The following is a 16,412-nucleotide window of genomic DNA, read 5'->3' as shown; positions in this document are numbered from 1 at the left end:
AATGTTGCATTTAAAAAATATTACTGCGGGCAATCCGAAAACCGCAGAACAATATCAGATGACAAAACAATATGGTGTCACCTGGCTTTTTTCGGAAGACGACAAAAACTGGCATGAAGAACAGAAGAACTTTGCCAGCGACACAATAAAAATGGTTTACACCGGGGACGGGCGCGTGGTGTGGGTCGGTAAGGATGTGACAGGCATTGAACCCCGTAATGCCAGTGTTATTGAAGTTCCGGATATTACCGCTAATCGCCGTATTACCGTGCCTGGTTACTGGTTTTACCGCGATGGCAATTTTATCTTCGACTACAAACTTAAAGCGGAAGATGAGCGTGATGCACTGTTAAAACAGGTCAGCATCATGACCAGCGAATGGGAAAAAGACCTGCTGCTGGGATTAATCAGCGACGAAGACAGGGAAAAACTGAAAGCCTGCCGTATTTATACAAAAACGTTACGGGAGATGACATTCAGCCAGGTTACAGATAAAGCATCGTATGCCGCGATTGTATGGCCAGAATTACCGCAGAACATTAGCGAGAATTAAGAAGTAATGAGCGCACTGTTGACGAAAGCATTTGAGAAATGGGTTGCTGAATGCACCGCCAGTAATTTACCGGCACGCCCTGACGCTATTGTTTTTGCACTGATGGAGAGAGAGCCTTCCAGAGATGATACGATTATTCCTCCTGAAAAAATCACGCACAGGGTAAATAACCTACATTATGGAAAACTGGATCAAAACAGCATTGTGTGTAGTGCCATTGTTGCTGATAACGAAAATTTCAACTACGACTGGATTTGCCTGGTTCATCAAGCCAGTAACACATTGTGCGGAGTTATAAGTGGTCCTGTTCGACATAAACACACAGGAGAAACTATCATCCGGAATTTCGCCATCATTTTTAGCGGACTGCCACAAATCGCTCATATTACTACTCCGCCACAAAGCTGGCAGGTAGATTTTTTTTCTGAATTAAATAACAAGGCTCCTCTGGAAAGCCCGTCGTTTTCCGGAGCGCCAACCACTCCAACACCACCAAATGATGCAGCGGGTCTTGAGATTGTTAATGCCAGATTTGTACGAATGTTGATAGCTGAGGCAATGGCTCCTCAGGAAAAACCTGCCCTCCCACCGGAAACACCAAAGCCCGCTTTGCAAATCAGCAGAGTACTGCTTCAGTCCGGGGAACAGACAAGGGGGCCTTTAACAATTAATAGAAAATTTGTTCAGTCAGGGCGCACCATCCACGAACCGATAACCATTAACAACATACAATTACAAACCGGACGTCTGATGAGCGAGCCGGTAACAGTTAACAGGGGCTTATTTGTACCAGCATATCAAACCAATGAGCCACTGACAGTAGCTCGGGCAGTACTGCAGTTTGCGGTTTTATCTGCTGCTTAATAGAAACTAAATAAGGGGAATATTTTGAATATTATTAATCTGGAAGGGTTCCGACAAATTCCGGCGAATGAGGGATTGTGCGAGAACTATTATTCAACAAATATTATTTCAGCACTGAACGAAAACGGTGTCACGCTTATCAATGATATGTCCGGTTCTGTAACATCCGTCTGTCGTGGCACTCAGGCCGTAAATACTGTAGAAAGAACGGGGCTGATTTTTACGACACCCTCATATGTCACACTGTACAGCACACTCCCGGACTTAAAGACCTCAGCTGTACAGCTGGGATTTCGTCTGACATTAAGTGCGGGAAAGAAATATTCATCTTCGCCATCCCACATCAGGATTAATGGCTATTCATTTACAACCCCGTATCCTGATGAAGCAGCCAGTTATTACTATGAAATTTTCGCAACGCGAAACGAAAACGGCTATGTCTCAGCCAGTCTGTACTGCAACCGCTCATTAGCTGGAAATACATCGTTTTATGTATCAGATGACCGGACTGACAAAATTCAGGTGAGTATTGGTAGTGGTGACAATATTTTTTCATCGGGTGCATCCGGCACGTTAATGCTGGGTGATATGTACTGTGGAACAGTGGCATACGGAAAAAATAACAGCGCGGAACCCGCCCTGCTTGGGGCTATTGAGGTCAGATACAGCCCGGTAACCGCATTTACCGGGGGGAGTGCGAAAAACTCGCTGGATAAAGATATCGTCACGGGACTGAACACCTCTGACAGTGATGCCGGATACCTGATGCTCTCACCGTCCCCGGAGGCGGCACAGGTTACGTTTGGTGCGGTAGATAACAGCAATGGCGATCTGGTCGCAGTTATGGCGGCTGTCACTTATCGCAGTGCGGACGCCCCCAATAACTGCCTGGCCTGGAGTGTAAAAAGCGGAAGCCATGAAGGAGAAACAGTTACAGAGAATGACGTGCAGGCTGACACAAACAGCTGGACGACTGTCTCACAGAGTTTTACGACACAGCCTGACGGAGATATCCCATTTACTGAAGGAGAGATAATTTTTGCAACGGAGTTATATAACCAACCCACAACCTCCCGACAGTAACCGCGCAAGTACCAGCAATATCTCACACACCTATGAATATTCATTTGAAAGACAATAAAAATAACCGCCCTGACTGGGCGGTCTCAATTCTGCACCCGCACCCCATAAACATCACCAGTTCAATGATTTGTTTCCACCCATGGTCAGTAAATACAGGGAATACCACACCATCGGGACGCTACCTCAGTCCGGATAATGCAGTGTCTGCACTTTTACCGTATCTGACAGAAAATACACAAAAAGACGTCGTGGCGATGTTATTCTGCGCCCCGTCTGTTGCTGAGTTTTTATCGCTTGCCAGACAATTTTCAGGTGCATTTCCGTTGCCAGAAATAGGGAGAATGTCCCGTATGATCTCCAGCCAACTTTCGCTGACCATCAGCAGAATGCAAATCCCCGCCAGACCGGTAACATCACTTCCGGAACCGATAATGCTGTCGACACAGACCACTCGCAGCATGTCGCTGGCTGCAACCATTGCACAGGCAGCTACTCCTGCTGCCACATCACCGGAAACATTGTCATCAGAGCTGCGTCAGTTCGCGAATGCGAGAGATAAAGCTCTACAGGAAATCGCTGATCAGCAGGCCGCACTCCGGCAAAAATTTTGCCCGGTGTGGCGCTTTTGCTACAAGGGAGTCCTTAGCCAGGCCGCAGCGCTGATACAAAAAAACATCCCACACCCCGAGTGGGTTTTTACAGCTGTGATGCTGTTCGTCGGCGATGATCTCTCATCACTAAGGGAAGCACTACATGACCCAGATGATTGTCCTTGCGCTTGACGGGGAAGCCATTCTGCTGCGCAACATCACCGTCAGCGCCACCATGCAACTACCGGATAAAGATATGTCCGGACAGTCAACCAGCACCACGAGCGCTCAGCAGGGAAACAAGGCTAAAGAGCTGCGCGTGTCGGGGGTTATTGACTTTAACGATGAAGCTATTCTGACCCGTATTTTTCAGCTTGCGGAGGCAACAGAAAGTAACGGAGCTAAAAAAACGTATCGCATTGCCAACGCTACCGCGAAGGCAATCAATATGCGACAGGGGGTATTTTCTGGTGGCATTGATGCCACGGAACAACAGGGGAAAATGCACTGGCAGGTCACCTTTACTCTCAGGGAAAAATTAAGCGTGCCGGAAAAAGCATCGGCACGCAGTGGCTCACAGAAAACAATCGCAAAGCAGCAGACACAGAACGGCAGTGAGCTGACGCCGGATAAAGGAATGAATACCCAGGAAACTTTCTGGAAAAATATCAATGATGGTATTGGCTCCGGGCTGGACTGGATTGGCATCGGGAGCGTGAAAAAGGAAGGGAAAACATGAAATTAATACAACGCTGTATTATTAATGGCGAACGGGTGGAAATTGCCGATATAAACCTTGTTCTTACCCTGAATGCTGCCGGTCGTGGCTTCATTTCTGTTAACAATCTGTCACCCGAACACAGCCTTGCCGGCGCAATGGTACAAATTGATCTCGGCCGTGACGGTGAAGCATGGCGCTATTTCTCCGGCTACATTGAGCGCGATCAACCTGCTGAAAATGGCTCACGTCGCCTTTTTATTCGTGAAGCGGCTGCTGTGCTGGATTTTGATTTCCCTTGCTCCATGCAACACCCGACGTTGCGGGGGGTACTCGATAATCTGGGGCGACAAAGCGGTATCGTTTTTATCACTCCGGATGCGGATTATGCCAGTATACCAACTCCCTACATCACCCACAGCGGCAGCGGAGCACAACTGCTCAGCCAACTGGGGCGAGCATTCAGTATCAGCGATTACGTCTGGCACCCTATGCCGGACGGTTCTGTATTTGTGGGAAGCGCAGCTGATTCACGATTTGCCAGTATTACAATGCCGGATATTCCGCAACAGTACACACTCGGGCAAAGCGGCGGAAACAGCATCGACATCATGTTTATGGAAACTGTGCGACCGGGCGTGAACCTACCGGCCGGGCGCATTACCCGTGTAGCCCTCAACAACGAGAAAATGACCCTGACATGGGAGCGCCTTACCGCCACGGGTAACCCTGTTTCCAAATCACCATTACGCAGACAAATGGAAACACAGTTCCCGGAACTGGCCAGCGGTACGCTACATACCCGGCTGGCGCGCGTCATTGCGCCAACGGAGCCAACTACCCTGGGCGATGTGGCCGACAGTTTCCGCCCACGCTACGCCGTCGATGTGCAGTTGCTTGATGAGAACGGCAACGATAAAAGCGACACGCCCGTTTACCCGGCAGTACCGCTCCCCGTCCCCATGGCTGGCAGTGAGGCGGGATGTTTTGCCTACCCACCGGCAGGCACCATCGTGGAAATATCCAACATTGAAGGACGTCCGGACAAACCCGTTATCAGGCAAATCTTACCCGCTGGCCATAACCTGCCTGATGTAAAGCCCGGCGAACAGCTGCAGCAACAGCGCGCAGAAGTGTTTCAGCGCGTCACGGCTGACGGAAGCTGGCACAGAGAAACCGACCAGCAAATCAGAGAACATTCAGCCCGGCGAACCATTAACAGCGATCAGGAGGAACGCACAACAACAACCAGAACAACCACAGTACAGGCAAACGATATAACCAGCGTTCTGGGAACCAGCAAGCTAATGGCAGGACAAATAGAGCACCTTACTACCGGTCATTACGCGATCGCAGCCAGTGAGCATATCCAGATGGTAGCGCAGGATTTGCTGACTAAACTCAAAGGGGCGACATCCACGATTGAACACGACCTTACTGAAAACGTGGGAGGTCGCAGAACATGCCGAGCGGACGGTGGTCTGGAGTTTACAGCCCCGACAGTATTTATTGGTCGCGGTGACTCACGGGAAAAATCCGGACTTAATCTGCTGACGTTGTTGATTGATATTCTGGATCTGGTTCAGTTGCTGGCCACACACACTGCAAACCACACCCACAGCAACACCGGCGCACCAACAAACAGCAGCGAACTTGCTGCAGACGCCCAACAGGCTACGAGCCTGCGCGAAAAATACTGTGACCTTATCGCCTGATCACCGGGCATAAAACCCCCATAAACGCCCCATCACGCAACGCACGGCTCCGGTCGTGCGTTTTCATATCCGCCACCTGATTAATGCGTTCTGCGTGCCATTCCGGCGCTGTATGCGCACACCACGTAAACGGTGTGACGTAAAGCGTGAGGTGACGTAAACCGCGCTACCCCCTCCAACCCGCGGGTTTTGTGTCGAAACACTTTTTCAGTTTTCTGCCGTGCAAAAATGACCGCCAGCCCGCGCAGCAACTGAGGGAAAAGCGAAGATCTGAAATTTCACGTTTTGAAATTTTTTGCAGTTTTCAGAGAGGTTTTTTACGATCCCATAAATGGCGGGGTCAACGAAACCGCATGATATTAAAAGAGTTTTCATGCTTTACGTGGGGTAAGACACGATCGCGAAAGGATCGCATAGAAAAATCGTCAAACAACGAAGCCAGACGCGGCGCGGCCTGCGTAAAATTGAGAGTCGAAATTAAACTGAAAAAAGGATCAATGCCGCGCCTCGATCGCACATGACGATCTATGCAGCAACAGGACGAAAAACCGGCGCGAACGCCGGCGGAAGCATGTATCAAATGCGTGACTGAATAATGTCTGCGGTCGGGAATTTTATATCAGAAGACTGACAGGCCTCAACGGATTGAAACAAGGGAAAAAACCAGGCTAGAATTCGCGCGGGTGCCTTTCGGCTGATGGCTGGAGGGAATACCTGAAGGCCGGATGTGGAAAGGCCCCGAGTCAACTTTAACGTTAACCCGAGGCCCTAGCCATACAACCTTCGCAAGTCGTAGGTTAGCGCCTCTCCGAAAAAGGAGCAAGTGCTATGTCGCAAAAATCGCTAATCGCCATCACCACACTGTGCGTGACGGCAATCCTCATCATCTGGATGTTGCGGGGTTCGCTCTGCGAGATACGGATGAGCTTCTGGGGAGCGGAGTTTGCGGCGTTCTTACAGTGTAGACAGTAAGAAAACCGCGACGGGGAAGGCAACTTCCCCGTCAATCGGTTGCCAGGGTAAGGTCGATAAGGCACCCTATACACATCCCAAAGCAGAAACCCGCAGCGTAAAAACTGCGGGTTTTCTTTTTGGTTCCCTCACTCATGAGGACACCAAGAACAAAGCCCACAACATAGAATCTGTGGGCTTTTTGCATTCAAAGATGGACGTTATATGGACACTTAAAAATAAAATCCATTTATTTTCAAATAGCTAAACCTCTTCTTAAAGCGCCCGCAGGCGCTTTTTAGAGTAAGAAAAGTTGGATATTAGCCAATATATTCCAGTCCGTTCATGTACGGACGCAGAACTTCTGGCACTTCGATACGACCATCAGCCTGCTGATAGTTCTCCATTACCGCAACCAGCGTACGACCAACAGCCAGACCAGAACCGTTCAGAGTATGAACCAGACGGGTTTTCTTGTCAGACTTGCTGCGGCAGCGTGCTTGCATACGACGAGCCTGGAAATCCCAGACGTTAGAGCAGGAAGAAATCTCGCGGTAAGTATTCTGCGCCGGGATCCACACTTCCAGATCATAAGTTTTGCATGCGCCAAAGCCCATGTCACCGGTGCAAAGAATGATCTTACGGTACGGCAGGCCCAGCAGTTGCAGGACTTTTTCTGCATGACCGGTCATCTCTTCCAGCGCCGCCATTGAATCTTCCGGGCGCACAATCTGAACCATTTCAACTTTGTCGAACTGGTGCATACGGATCAAACCACGGGTATCACGACCGTAAGAGCCCGCTTCAGAACGGAAACATGGAGTATGGGCGGTCATCTTAATAGGTAGATCATCTTCATCGATGATTTCGCCACGCACCAGGTTGGTCAGAGGAACTTCTGCTGTTGGGATCAGCGCGTAATTACTGGTGTCCGCTTCTTCTTCCAGCGGGCGAGTATGGAACAGGTCGCCAGCAAATTTCGGCAGCTGACCCGTACCGTACAACGTATCCTGGTTAACCAGATAAGGGACATAGTTTTCGCTATAACCGTGCTGCTCGGTGTGCAGATCCAACATAAATTGCGACAGTGCGCGGTGCATGCGAGCGATCTGCCCTTTCATTACCACAAAGCGCGAACCGGTCAGTTTAACTGCCGCCGCAAAGTCCAGGCCAGAGTGCATTTCACCCAGCGTCACATGATCACGGATTTCGAAATCAAATTTACGCGGGGTACCCCAGCGGCTGACTTCTACGTTGTCATTTTCGTCTTTACCTACCGGCACTTCATCTGCGGGCAGGTTAGGGATTGTCAGCGCGATATCGCGAATTTCAGCCTGTAAAGCATCCAGCTCGGCTTTTGCTGCATCCAGCTCTTCGCCCAGTTTGTTCACTTCCAGACGTAAAGGCTCAATATCTTCCCCGCGCGCTTTCGCCTGGCCTATGGATTTCGATCGGGAGTTACGCTCCGCTTGCAGATTTTCCGTTTTGACCTGCAATACTTTACGACGCTCTTCAAGAGCGCCCAGCTTATCTACATCCAGCTTAAAGCCCCGGCGTGCCAGTTTTTCAGCGACTGCGTCTGGCTCATTACGCAGCAGATTGGGATCGAGCATGCTTATCCTGTGCTTATCGAATTAAATGGGAGATGTGGTCACAGCCTGCGACCACAGGGATACAGTAACAACATTACCGCAACGATAACATTAACGGTAGCGTTTTATGGGGCTATTTTGATCCTGTTCAGCCAGCCAGGCGAGCTTTTCGCCAATCTTGCCTTCAAGCCCTCTGTTTGTTGGGAAATAGTAGCGTGTTTGTGCTATTTCTGGCGGGAAGTAAACCTCACCAGCAGCATAAGCGTTTGCTTCGTCATGGGCGTAACGATATTCCTGCCCGTATCCCATTTCCTTCATCAGTTTGGTCGGCGCATTGCGCAAGTGAACTGGCACGTCATAATCCGAGCGTTCACGAGCATCGGCCAGCGCGGCTTTAAACGCCGTATAAACAGCATTGCTTTTTGGCGCACAGGCGAGATAAACAATCGCCTGTGCAATGGCGCGTTCGCCTTCTGCCGGACCAACGCGGGTAAAGCAATCCCAGGCTGCTATTGCCACCTGCATCGCACGCGGATCGGCATTGCCGACATCTTCCGAAGCAATCGCCAGGCAGCGACGCGCAACGTATAACGGATCACCACCGGCAGTAATAATTCGCGCGTACCAGTAAAGCGCCGCATCGGGCGCACTGCCACGTACTGATTTATGCAGCGCGGAAATCAGATCATAAAAGCGATCGCCTTTGTTATCGAAACGAGCACTACGTTCCCCGGCAATTTCCGTCAATAATTCAGGTTTCAGGACACGCTTACCGCTGCCATCGACTTCGGCCATATCCGCCATCATTTCCAGCGTATTTAATGCCCGGCGCGCGTCACCGTTCACCAGCTCAGCAATAGCACGCCGCGTCTCATCCGGCAGAACAATATCCTGACCACCATAGCCGCGGGTTTTGTCTTCCATCGCCTGAGTCAGTACTTGCTCAATATCCTCTGTAGACAGAGATTTCAGCAAGTAAACTCGGGCGCGGGAAAGTAACGCCGAGTTTAGCTCAAACGACGGATTTTCAGTTGTCGCGCCGATAAAAGTGATAGTGCCGTCTTCAATGTGCGGTAAAAAAGCATCCTGTTGACTTTTATTGAAGCGGTGTACTTCATCGACAAACAGAATAGTACGGCGGCCGGCATTACGATTCTGCCGCGCGCGCTCTATCGCTTCGCGAATTTCTTTGACGCCAGAGGTAACGGCAGAAATACGTTCCACATCAGCATTTGCATAGCGAGCAATCACTTCAGCGAGGGTCGTTTTACCGGTTCCCGGCGGCCCCCAGAGGATCATGGAGTGCAGATGTCCGGCTTCGATTGCGCGCGGCAACGGTTTCCCCGCAGCCAGTAAATGTTGCTGGCCGATATACTGTGCTAAATTTTCTGGCCGCATACGCGCGGCCAGAGGTTGAAATGTATTATCTGAAAAATCGAGCGACAAATTACTCACTCATCTGCCTCTACTTACGTTGATCATCTACCGTGACACCTTGCGGCGGGGTGAAGGTAAATTTTGCTGGATCCACTGCGCCATTTTGCTGGGATTTTAGCTGATAACTGCTACGCTGATCGTCTTGTTCTACAGCACTAAACTGATGGATCGTGCCATCGCGACCGACGTTGATAGTGAATTGTTTCAAATTGCCATTGCTGGCTTTCGGCGTCAGGATAAAGTCATCGCCATTCTGTTTGATATTGTACTGCTGCCAGTCACTGGACTGGTTACGCGCAATCAGCATAAACGGTGTATTGCCGGTGGCATCTTTCAGCCAGGTTGCCGTAGCCTGTTCAACAAATGGATTGTAGAACCATAAGGTTTTACCATCAGAAACCAGAATGCTTTCGTCTGGCTGGGTCATATGCCAGTTGAACAAATTTGGACGTTTTACCCATAAATCGCCCTGGCCCTCCTGTACTGCGGCACCACTGCCGTCAGTCACTTTTTGGGTAAAGCTGGCATGGAAACTGCTGACTTTATCCAGGCGGCTTTTCAAATCGCTTGCGGCATCAGCCCAAACGCTGCTCGCTACTAAACTTGAGAGTAATGCACAGGTGATGGCAATTTTTTTCATCATTGTTCCTCAAATTATGTCACTCCCGATCGGGAGTTCCCTCTACTCTCTATTCCAGGCTAATCATCAGCTTGAGGAAAGAAGAAAATACTGAATTCTCAGGGAATCGAATGCCGGATACGACGCTATCGCGTCTTATCCGGCCTACAATGCACTAATCAGTCAAACTGTGGAGGCGCCAGTACTTCGCGATTCCCGTTGTGGCCTTGTTCGCTGACAATCCCCTGCGCTTCCATCTGTTCGATGATACGCGCTGCACGGTTATAGCCAATACGGAACTGACGTTGAACGCCGGAAATCGACGCTTTACGTTTTTCAGTAACAAATGCCACTGCCTGATCAAACAACGGATCGAGCTCTTCAGCACCATCAAAACCACCAGCACCACCTTCGTTGTCTTTATCGGAAGTAATGCCGTCAACATACTGCGGACGACCACGCGCTTTCCAGTCCTGCACCACGGCATGAACTTCCTGATCGCGAACAAAGGCTCCGTGAACACGCACCGGCATAGTGGAATTCGGCCCGGAGTAGAGCATATCCCCCATCCCCAGTAATGATTCCGCGCCAGCCTGATCAAGAATAGTGCGTGAATCGATCTTACTGGATACTGTAAATGCAATACGCGTCGGGATGTTCGCTTTAATCAGCCCCGTAATAACATCCACCGATGGACGCTGCGTTGCCAGTACGAGGTGGATACCGGCAGCACGAGCTTTTTGCGCCAGACGCGCAATCAGCTCTTCCACTTTTTTACCGACCGTCATCATCAAATCGGCAAATTCATCCACCAGCACCACAATGTACGGTTCTTTTTTCAGCACTGGGTGCTGAACATCCATACTGTCACCCGGCTTCCAGTAAGGGTCTGGAATCGGACGCATCATACGGTCTGCTTCAGCAATTTTTTCGTTATAACCCGCCAGATTACGCACACCCAATGCAGACATCAGCTTATAACGGCGTTCCATCTCATTGACACACCAACGCAGCGCGTTAGCGGCATCTTTCATATCGGTGACGACTTCCGTTAGCAGATGCGGGATACCTTCATAAACCGAAAGCTCCAGCATTTTCGGGTCAATCATGATGAAACGAACATCTTCCGGCTGTGCTTTATAGAGCATACTCAAAATCATGACGTTCACACCGACAGACTTACCGGAACCGGTGGTCCCTGCAACCAGCAAGTGCGGCATTTTAGCCAAATCGGCCACGACCGGATCGCCTGCGATATCTTTGCCCAATACAATTGTCAGCGGTGACGGATTATCGCGGAATTTCGCATTATCCAGCACTTCTCGCAAGTATACGGTTTGTCGTTTTTTGTTCGGTAATTCAAGGCCCACGTATGGTTTGCCTGGAATAACCTCTACCACACGCACTGCCACAGTCGATAACGAGCGAGCAAGGTCACGTGACAAGTTAGAAATACGCGCAGCTTTCACTCCCGGCGCCAGATTCAGCTCAAAACGAGTGATAACGGGGCCCGGAGAGTAGTTGACAACATCAGCCTTAATACGGAAATCGGCCAAACGAGCTTCCACCAGACGCGCCATTTGCTCAAGAGCAAAAGTGTCCACCGGCTCAACTTCACTCGGTGGAGGCGTTAGCAGATCCAACGATGGCAATGGCGTTGTTGGCTTATGTAGCGGACGACTATCACCGTTACGCATTAGCAGCGGATGCAGCAGAGTATCTTGCGGCTGCGGCACTGCCGGCTGTTGATACTGCGGCTGCGGTGCTACCGCCTGTTGCGGCTGTTGATATTGTGGCTGCGGCGCGGCAGCGGCAGCGGCAGCGGCAGCGGCAGCAGGTTGTTGTTGCACTGGTTCAACAATTGGCGTAAACAGCGGCTCTTGCGGACCATCATCGACCAACGCTTTCATCGGTGAAAATTCAAAATCATCCAGCGAGAACGGATTTGATCCTGCCGGTTGTTCACCGGAATAACGCTGCTGCTGCGTCTGGGCAAACTGACGTGCCAACTCAGCCTCTGCCGCGGCATCTTCATCGTCCTGATCTACCGGCACATCATGCTGATATTGCTCGCCATAGCGCTGCTGCTGCGACTGAGCGAACTGACGCGCCAGTTCGGCCTGCTGCATTGCATCTATTTCGTCATCGTCAAACGGTTCAGCAGAATCAGGTTGATTACGCTGAGCTTCGCGAGCTTTCTCTTCCGCAGCTCGCTGCGATGGCAGCTTAATGCCATACGATGCCAGCTCACGACGAGTCGGCACACGAACGCGTTTCGGTCGCGGCAACTGCGGTCCAATGCCCTCTTTAACCTGAGGCCGCGGTCCCCCGCTATTCGCCATACTGAAGACTGGCGCAGCAACGGTTGCAGCAGCACCTGTCGCCAGAGTCGCTTTCTTCACGCCTGATGCCAGCGGCGAAACAGACGCCGCGGCTTCTACCGGCGGCACTGTTGCAACGCTCGGCCGTGTCATCACCGGCTTGATCGGTTCCGGTTCTTTAACCGGTTCAGGAATAGGTTGATACCAGGCCGCCAGCTGTTCACGTTCACGCGCTCGCTTCTCCTCCACTTCTTCAAAATAGTAAAGCGGCGGGCGAGCGGGTTTTGTCTCTTCTACAACTGGTTCAGGCTCCGCAACGGGTTGCGGTTCAACGGGTTGCGGTTGCTGATACAGCGGCTGTTGCGCTACTGACTGTTGATACGTATGCTCCGGCTGGTGTGCAGACTGTGGAGCATAAGCGGAATGCAACGCCTCAGCTTGCCAGGTGTTATCTGTCGCCAGCTGTTCCGGTACAGGCGCATAATACGGTTGCTGAACCAGTTGTTCTGGCGCAGGTGCGTAGTACGGCTGCTGGACTGGTTGTTCCGGCGAAGACGTGTAGTACGGCTGCTGAACAGATTGCTCCGGTGCAGATACGTAATATGGTTGTTGCGGCTGAGTCGGTTGTTGCAACGGTTCATTATATTGCACCGCAGGTTGCGCATATTGCGGTTGTTGCGGGTATCCTTCAGATGCAGGAGCGTTCGCCGATTCACCCATTTGCGGCGCAGGTTGCCAGGCCACTCCAGGCTGTACCGGCGGAACTTCAACAGGCACAACAGGCGGAGTTTGGGGCTCCATCGGCGTAGCCCTGCTTTGCGTCGTCGTGCTAGCTGCGGCGGTTGTGGCAACAGGTTCGATAATCGGCGCGCCGTTTAATAATGGATCGTATTCATCATATTCAGGCTGCGTCGCGCGGTTGCCCGAAAAAAGCACATCATCAGGATCGGAAGTGACGCCGCGAGCGCTATAAGTTGCATTTTCTTCATCATCCATCCGTTTACCAGAGAACAAGGCGGCATCGGTATGACGCCCCATTGGATTGATGAATTTTTCCGCCAGACGTTTACGACGCGCCAGCGCGCCACGAAGAATACGGGCACGGCGTGATTCACGCTGTTTGCCGTTATTTTCATCTTCGTACTCTTCGTCGTCTTCATACTCATCCTCATCAACCCAGGTATCATCGCGACGAGTGCGATTACTGGCGAAAGTGAGGATATTTAAAATCCAGCCGCCCAGCTTTTCAGCAATGGTCACCCATGACCAACCGGTAAACAGCGTCAGTCCGGCCGCCCAGACACATAGCAGAGCAATTGTTCCCCCACTGCTATGTAGCAACGGCTGCAACGTTGTGCTTAATAAACTCCCGATCACACCGCCAGAAGCGAAATACCAGATATCGTCAGCGTTAATTGCCGCCAGACCACAAGAAGTGAGAATGATCGCCAGCACACCAATAATGCGTAACGAAACGGCAAAATAATCAACGTATTCGTCACTGTCCTGATGACGCCAGGCAAACCAGCAACCACCAATAATAATAATGGGGATGGTATAGGCCATGACGCCGAAAATGAAGAACAGCGTATCTGCCAGCCACGCGCCAGGAGCTCCGCCTAAATTGTGGATGGGCTCATGCCAGGCCGTTTGCGACCAGCTGGGGTCCGAAGGGTTAAAGCTAAGCAATGCTGCCATCAACCAGACGGCAAACAGGACTATAAGAATCAGCAACGCCTCGAGAAGTCGACGCCCGCTGCTTAACTTTGTCAATGTGACTTCTTTGTCTTCAGTGTATTCCTGGCTCAAGAAAGGCTCTCCAGGTTACAGGCTTTTCCCGCCCGATGCTAAAACGGACAACAGTACCAGGTTGCCCCAGTACTGTTGCTGTATGGATTAACAGGAGTGTAATCAAAATACGCCGATTTTGCACCTGTTCCGTGTTAGCGCGTCTTAATAACCAGACGATTACTTTGCTTGACTTCTTCCATAACAACGTATGTCCGGGTGTCATTGACGCCAGGCAGACGCAGCAAGGTTTCCCCCAACAGCTTACGGTAAGCTGACATATCCGGCACGCGTGTTTTCAATAAGTAGTCGAAATCACCGGACACCAAGTGACACTCCTGAATCTCTTCAAGTTTTTGTACCGCGGTATTGAATTGTTCAAACACATCCGGGGCGCCACGATTCAGAGTAATCTCAACGAATACCAGCAGTGATGCATCCAGATAATGCGGGTTTAGCAGCGCTGTATAGCCCTGAATAAACCCTTGTCTTTCCAGTCGACGCACACGCTCAAGGCACGGCGTTGGAGAAAGACCTACACGTTTAGAAAGCTCGACGTTAGAAATACGCCCATCCTTTTGCAGCTCATTAAGAATGTTACGATCGATACGGTCGAGATCTTTGCCAGGGCGCTTCTTGCTATCTACCATTATTATTGTCTCTCTGTATTCCTTCCCTACTCCTGTCTGACCCTTACAACATCACTGTTCAGAGTCGCTACCCGTCACGATAGACCGAAATCACGATGATTCACGGCGCGCAATGCCTGGGTCTACGGTGAGAAGACCGTCGCCTTGAGGCAGCTATCGACATCACGAATGGCGTCTGTCCACGCCATACGTAGATTTCACTAGCACGGTAAACATGGTATTTACATGCATGATTATGCGCATATAAGAATACTGTTTTTTTCTTCCTCGAATGTTTTCGCAAAACGCCAGGTGATTGTCAAAGCAAAACATCGTTTTTTAGTACAACATGCCAGTTATTCATTAACAGTGACGTTTAATCATCATTTAATCAGCTCATACACCGAAAAAATTAAGTAGCAGACGTGATAATGACGCACAGCTCCTGCGCATCCATCGCTTCTGACGATTGCACAAATTGTTAACAAAATTGCCATACTCTTTTTTTACGGCTGTAAATTCCCTACAATCCTGCTCATTGTCTGCCAACAACTATGGGGATCTCATGGGCACGACCAAACACAGCAAACTGCTTATTCTGGGCTCAGGCCCGGCAGGATATACAGCCGCCGTTTACGCGGCGCGCGCCAACCTGCAACCGGTTCTGATTACCGGCATGGAAAAAGGCGGCCAACTGACCACCACCACAGAAGTGGAAAACTGGCCAGGCGATGCAAACGATCTGACCGGACCGTTGTTAATGGAACGTATGCATGAGCATGCTGCCAAGTTTGAAACTGAAATCATCTTTGATCACATTAACAAAGTAGATTTGCAGAATCGTCCGTTCCGCCTGACTGGCGACAGCGGCGAATATACCTGTGACGCACTGATTATTGCCACCGGGGCTTCTGCACGCTACCTCGGCTTACCGTCTGAAGAGGCATTTAAAGGCCGCGGCGTTTCGGCCTGCGCCACCTGCGATGGTTTCTTCTATCGCAACCAGAAAGTGGCAGTTATCGGTGGCGGTAATACCGCTGTTGAAGAAGCTCTGTATCTTTCCAACATTGCTTCCGAGGTGCATTTGATCCACCGCCGCGACGGTTTCCGTGCAGAAAAAATTCTTATTAAGCGTCTGATGGATAAAGTGGAAAACGGCAATATTATTTTGCACACCAACCGTACGCTGGAAGAAGTGACTGGCGATCAGATGGGCGTCACTGGCGTGCGTCTGCGTGATACGCAAAACAGCGATAACATCGAATCCCTCGACGTTGCTGGTCTGTTCGTTGCTATCGGTCACAGCCCGAATACCGCCATCTTTGAAGGGCAACTGGAACTGGAAAACGGCTACATCAAAGTACAGTCGGGTATTCATGGTAACGCCACCCAAACCAGCATTCCGGGCGTATTTGCCGCAGGTGACGTAATGGATCACATTTATCGTCAAGCCATCACCTCTGCCGGTACTGGCTGCATGGCTGCACTGGACGCAGAACGCTATCTCGACAGTTTAGCTGACGCAAAATAATTTACAAATCAGTAACAAAGG

13 protein-coding genes are annotated in these 16,412 nt (G+C 50.6%); 8 read left to right on the top strand and 5 right to left on the bottom strand.

Annotation, left to right across the window (positions count from 1 at the left end; translation table 11 throughout):
- The first annotated feature begins 1 nt into the window (after position 1).
- The 7 genes from EA14781_RS01350 to EA14781_RS01320 all read left to right on the top strand — a co-directional run bounded on the left by EA14781_RS01350 (position 2) and on the right by EA14781_RS01320 (position 6,495).
- A complete protein-coding gene (locus EA14781_RS01350; protein WP_000902865.1) occupies positions 2-553 on the top strand; it encodes a tail fiber assembly protein in 552 nt (183 codons plus the stop codon).
- Between the two features lie 6 nt (positions 554-559).
- Complete coding sequence (locus EA14781_RS01345; protein WP_001275089.1) at positions 560-1,417, top strand: phage tail-collar fiber domain-containing protein; 858 nt, start codon at positions 560-562, stop codon at positions 1,415-1,417.
- Positions 1,418-1,441: 24 nt separating this feature from the next.
- Positions 1,442-2,500, top strand: coding sequence for a hypothetical protein (locus tag EA14781_RS01340; protein WP_001021519.1), 1,059 nt, complete (start codon positions 1,442-1,444; stop codon positions 2,498-2,500).
- 32 nt (positions 2,501-2,532) lie between these two features.
- A complete protein-coding gene (locus tag EA14781_RS01335; RefSeq protein ID WP_001300966.1) occupies positions 2,533-3,282 on the top strand; it encodes a hypothetical protein in 750 nt (249 codons plus the stop codon).
- A complete protein-coding gene (locus EA14781_RS01330) occupies positions 3,254-3,829 on the top strand; it encodes a baseplate complex protein (RefSeq protein WP_000192893.1) in 576 nt (191 codons plus the stop codon). The genes EA14781_RS01335 and EA14781_RS01330 overlap by 29 nt, the downstream gene beginning before the upstream one ends.
- Positions 3,826-5,523, top strand: a complete 1,698-nt coding sequence (locus EA14781_RS01325; RefSeq protein ID WP_000767295.1) for a hypothetical protein — start codon at positions 3,826-3,828, stop codon at positions 5,521-5,523. The genes EA14781_RS01330 and EA14781_RS01325 overlap by 4 nt, the downstream gene beginning before the upstream one ends.
- Positions 5,524-6,351: 828 nt before the next feature.
- A complete protein-coding gene (locus EA14781_RS01320; RefSeq protein ID WP_000078906.1) occupies positions 6,352-6,495 on the top strand; it encodes a Hok/Gef family protein in 144 nt (47 codons plus the stop codon).
- Positions 6,496-6,794: 299 nt separating this feature from the next.
- Here the strand turns inward: EA14781_RS01320 and serS are convergent, their stop codons facing one another.
- The 5 genes from serS to lrp all read right to left on the bottom strand — a co-directional run bounded on the left by serS (position 6,795) and on the right by lrp (position 14,881).
- Complete coding sequence (gene serS, locus EA14781_RS01315; RefSeq protein ID WP_000886690.1) at positions 6,795-8,087, bottom strand: serine--tRNA ligase; 1,293 nt, start codon at positions 8,085-8,087, stop codon at positions 6,795-6,797.
- Positions 8,088-8,177: 90 nt separating this feature from the next.
- Positions 8,178-9,521 carry a replication-associated recombination protein RarA gene (rarA, locus tag EA14781_RS01310; protein ID WP_000067763.1) on the bottom strand — a complete coding sequence of 448 codons (1,344 nt, stop codon included), beginning with the start codon at positions 9,519-9,521 and terminating at the stop codon, positions 8,178-8,180.
- A 10-nt stretch (positions 9,522-9,531) separates the two neighbouring features.
- Complete coding sequence (gene lolA / locus EA14781_RS01305) at positions 9,532-10,143, bottom strand: outer membrane lipoprotein periplasmic chaperone LolA (protein ID WP_002462419.1); 612 nt, start codon at positions 10,141-10,143, stop codon at positions 9,532-9,534.
- Positions 10,144-10,301: 158 nt separating this feature from the next.
- Positions 10,302-14,252, bottom strand: a complete 3,951-nt coding sequence (locus tag EA14781_RS01300) for a DNA translocase FtsK (RefSeq protein WP_000076984.1) — start codon at positions 14,250-14,252, stop codon at positions 10,302-10,304.
- 134 nt (positions 14,253-14,386) lie between these two features.
- Entirely contained in the window at positions 14,387-14,881 is a 495-nt protein-coding gene (gene lrp, locus EA14781_RS01295) for a leucine-responsive transcriptional regulator Lrp (RefSeq protein ID WP_000228473.1), read from the bottom strand.
- 544 nt (positions 14,882-15,425) lie between these two features.
- On the opposite strand from lrp, the gene trxB reads away from it, so the two are divergent.
- On the top strand, positions 15,426-16,391 hold the full coding sequence (gene trxB, locus EA14781_RS01290) for a thioredoxin-disulfide reductase (RefSeq protein ID WP_000537396.1): 966 nt from the start codon (positions 15,426-15,428) through the stop codon (positions 16,389-16,391).
- Positions 16,392-16,412: the final 21 nt, after the last annotated feature.

The sequence above is a fragment of the Escherichia albertii NBRC 107761 = DSM 17582 genome, from assembly GCF_000759775.1.
GTDB classification, from domain to species: Bacteria; Pseudomonadota; Gammaproteobacteria; order Enterobacterales; family Enterobacteriaceae; genus Escherichia; species Escherichia albertii.
This window is presented reverse-complemented; position numbering and strand designations above follow the sequence as displayed.

Bases quoted from the DNA above. Each gene is read 5' to 3' on its own strand.
- EA14781_RS01330 (WP_000192893.1), top strand. From the start codon at position 3,254: ATGACCCAGATGATTGTCCTTGCGCTTGACGGGGAAGCCATTCTGCTG.
- trxB (WP_000537396.1), top strand. From the start codon at position 15,426: ATGGGCACGACCAAACACAGCAAACTGCTTATTCTGGGCTCAGGCCCG.
- lolA (WP_002462419.1), bottom strand. From the start codon at position 10,143: ATGAAAAAAATTGCCATCACCTGTGCATTACTCTCAAGTTTAGTAGCG.
- EA14781_RS01335 (WP_001300966.1), top strand. From the start codon at position 2,533: ATGAATATTCATTTGAAAGACAATAAAAATAACCGCCCTGACTGGGCG.
- serS (WP_000886690.1), bottom strand. From the start codon at position 8,087: ATGCTCGATCCCAATCTGCTGCGTAATGAGCCAGACGCAGTCGCTGAA.
- EA14781_RS01325 (WP_000767295.1), top strand. From the start codon at position 3,826: ATGAAATTAATACAACGCTGTATTATTAATGGCGAACGGGTGGAAATT.
- EA14781_RS01350 (WP_000902865.1), top strand. From the start codon at position 2: ATGTTGCATTTAAAAAATATTACTGCGGGCAATCCGAAAACCGCAGAA.
- EA14781_RS01345 (WP_001275089.1), top strand. From the start codon at position 560: ATGAGCGCACTGTTGACGAAAGCATTTGAGAAATGGGTTGCTGAATGC.
- lrp (WP_000228473.1), bottom strand. From the start codon at position 14,881: ATGGTAGATAGCAAGAAGCGCCCTGGCAAAGATCTCGACCGTATCGAT.
- EA14781_RS01320 (WP_000078906.1), top strand. From the start codon at position 6,352: ATGTCGCAAAAATCGCTAATCGCCATCACCACACTGTGCGTGACGGCA.